A 1374-nucleotide genomic window follows, 5' to 3' on the forward strand; every position below is an offset into this window, starting at 1 on the left:
TTTCATTCACGGCTACCATTTTAGGTCTGTGTGTAATCAGCGCTTTGGTGTACTACGGTGTAGGTTGGACGAAAGATGTCTTTGGCGACGCAGCGACTACGATAGTAACGATCGCGCTACTCATCGCCTACGTCGGCCTCGTAAAAATTTCTGCGAACCACATGAAAGATGGCGCAATTGAGATTGATGCGGAGCTGACTGAAGTGCCAGATCCGGGTCCTACAGTGAAGTCTGGCTTACACTACCTGCTACCTATAGTGGTACTGGTTTGGTGTTTAACAGTAGAGCGCTTCTCACCTGGCTTATCAGCATTTTGGGCGACCGTCTTTATGGTCTTCATTTTGCTAACACAACGCCCTCTGATGGCGTTACTTGCGAAAGAAGGCGACCTAGTACAGCAAACCAAAGAGGGTTTTGTTGATCTTGCTGAAAGCTTGGTGGCTGGTGCTCGCAACATGATCGGTATCGGTGTCGCAACAGCGGCGGCAGGTACGGTTGTTGGCGTTGTGACGCTAACTGGTATCGGCTTGGTGATGACGGATTTTGTTGAGTTTATCTCTGGCGGTAGTGTCATCCTAATGCTGCTGTTTACTGCGGTTATCAGTCTGATTCTCGGTATGGGCCTGCCTACCACAGCAAACTACATTGTAGTATCAACGCTAATGGCGCCAGTTATCGTAACGCTCGGCGCAGCGCACGGTCTTATCATTCCACTGATTGCGGTGCACTTGTTCGTGTTCTATTTCGGTATTCTCGCCGATGATACACCACCGGTCGGTCTGGCTGCCTTTGCCGCTGCAGCAATCGCGAAGTCCGATCCAATTCGCACCGGTATCCAAGGCTTTACCTACGATATTAGAACCGCCATTCTGCCATTCATGTTTGTTTTCAATACCCAATTATTGTTGATGGGTATCGATTCTTGGTGGCATTTAGCACTCACGGTAATCTCTTCCATCATTGCGATGCTGATCTTCTCTGCCGCTACGCAGGGATGGTGGCTGACTCGTAACAAGTGGTGGGAAACAGTCCTATTATTAGTATTAACTTTCTCATTCTTCCGACCTGGTTTTTGGTGGGACATGTTATACCCAGCGAAAGTTCTTTCTCCTGGGGTTGAGATAGCTCAAATCACGGAAAACCTAAATGTAGGAGAATCCATTGAGTTACGTGTTGCCGGACAAAACCTCGAAGGCGAATACGTCGAGAAAACGGTACGTCTGCCATTCGAAGACAGAGCAACGACAGCTGAAGAGCGTATCTCTTCAATGGGTCTGATGCTGACTGAGAACGACGGCAAAATGGTCGTCGACATGGTTGAATTTGGTAGCCCTGCGGAGTCATCTGGTATCGACTTTGATTGGGAAATCAAAT

General features: G+C 48.5%; 1 protein-coding gene. It reads left to right on the forward strand.

All coding sequences use genetic code 11. The annotated features are described in order from the left end of the window. The coding region (locus R7P35_RS24455; RefSeq protein WP_318092934.1) for a TRAP transporter permease at positions 1 to 1374 on the forward strand (1374 nt) is incomplete at both ends.

The organism is Vibrio sp. Vb0304 (assembly GCF_033338995.1).
GTDB classification, from domain to species: Bacteria; Pseudomonadota; Gammaproteobacteria; order Enterobacterales; family Vibrionaceae; genus Vibrio; species Vibrio alginolyticus.